Source organism: Luteimonas soli, assembly GCF_042648865.1.
GTDB lineage: Bacteria > Pseudomonadota > Gammaproteobacteria > Xanthomonadales > Xanthomonadaceae > Luteimonas > Luteimonas soli.
This window is the reverse complement of sequence record NZ_JBHRYA010000016.1, coordinates 1-1,418: the sequence shown is the minus strand read 5'-3', so window position 1 is coordinate 1,418 and position 1,418 is coordinate 1. Positions and strand designations below refer to the sequence as shown.

At 55.5% G+C, this 1,418-nt stretch carries 1 protein-coding gene; it reads right to left on the bottom strand.

Translation table 11 applies throughout. The annotated features are described in order from the left end of the window. Positions 1 to 1,018 precede the first annotated feature (1,018 nt). Entirely contained in the window at positions 1,019 to 1,168 is a 150-nt protein-coding gene (locus ACFONC_RS15345; protein ID WP_386745548.1) for a hypothetical protein, read from the bottom strand. Positions 1,169 to 1,418 lie beyond the last annotated feature (250 nt).

Below are 1,418 nucleotides of genomic sequence, written 5' to 3'. Positions count from 1 at the left end.
GCCGGCCACCGTGAGGGTCAGAGCTAGTAGCAAGATCGCCGTGTACTTCATGTGGGCTCTAACGCCTGAGTTAAGCCGACTTGCGTAGCGGAGGCAACAACATGGCAAGCTTTTCCTGCCATGTTGTTGGTGTAGCGAAGCAAGTTCGGCTTGAACGAATTGTTAGGCCCCGCCGCGACGAGCCTGAGAGCGTTTGACTATAAAGTTTGCGGCGGCAACGCCAAACCAAAAAAACAGCGCCAGAATAGCAAGGGCTGCAACGACGTAAGCAATGTTCCCAATAGCGGCACGGTAGATCTGTAGCGGCCACGATACGATAAGCACAGAAGCAAGCCACAGAACGTTGCGTACAGCATATGCCTGACGCGCGACGGGCGGCGTTTCAGGACCGAAAAAACCACGGCGCCACAAGCCGAAGCCCCAGAGAGCTAATCCGAATCCGAGGAGCGCGAGAAGCAAGTATGTGCTCATAGGGGCCTAACGCTTGAATTAAGCCGCGCCGCGAAGCGGTGTCGGCTTGAATGAATTGTTAGGCCGCTGCCATTTGCAGAAGTAGGCTGACTTGTCCACGTACGAAGCGACCACACTCGCGGCGTTGTCCACGCTAACGTTGCTGCATGCATGAGCACAACCTCCGCCAATGGCGGCACAGCCACTGCGAATGCAAGCAAGCATACAAGCGTCTACTGGCTCACACTCCAAGGCTATGTGCTCGAAGTAGGCTTTATCTTCAGCGCTATCCGTTGCTAAGCCTTCAGTTGTGCACTGGCGTCTCCAGTCGACGTTAGCAGCGGCCTGTGCTGCTTCGGTTGACTGTCCATCTTGGGTGCAACCAGTTATTGCACTGCAGATCCAGAGCGTTGCGATGAGAATAGATGAGCGCATGCTTTTAGCGGCCTAACGCTTGAGTTAACCCGACCTGCGTAGTGGAGCCAACAACATGGCAAGTTGTACCTGCCATGTTGTTGGTGGAACGAAGCGGGTTCGGGTTGAACGAATTGTTAGGGCGCACCAGTTGCTACTTGACGCGCCGCAGGTTGCCCAGCTCGCTGCGTGCAGTGTCTGGGCCGGTCATGGTGTAGCGGAAAGTTGTGCCCTTGGCGATGCCGTCTAAGTTGGTAACGAGAACGTCATTGCCCTCTCTCTTGTATGAGACCTTCTCGATCATGCCCATGGCCTCAGTCTCTCCCGCTCGGAAAGTGACAGTCATTGGCACAACGCCAGACATGTGCCAAGTGCCCTCAAGCGGGCCTGGGCTACGGCTGCCACTACAAGCGGCAAGAATGATGAGACTAGCTACGACTAAGAAACGAATAACGCTTTTCACGAATTCCCCCTGTTGCTGGTTGTGCGGCCTAACGCTTGAGTTAAGCCGAGCCGCGAAGCGGCTTCGGCTTGAACGAATTGTTAGGCCCCGC

Bases quoted from the DNA above. Each gene is read 5' to 3' on its own strand.
- ACFONC_RS15345 (WP_386745548.1), bottom strand. From the start codon at position 1,168: ATGATCGAGAAGGTCTCATACAAGAGAGAGGGCAATGACGTTCTCGTT.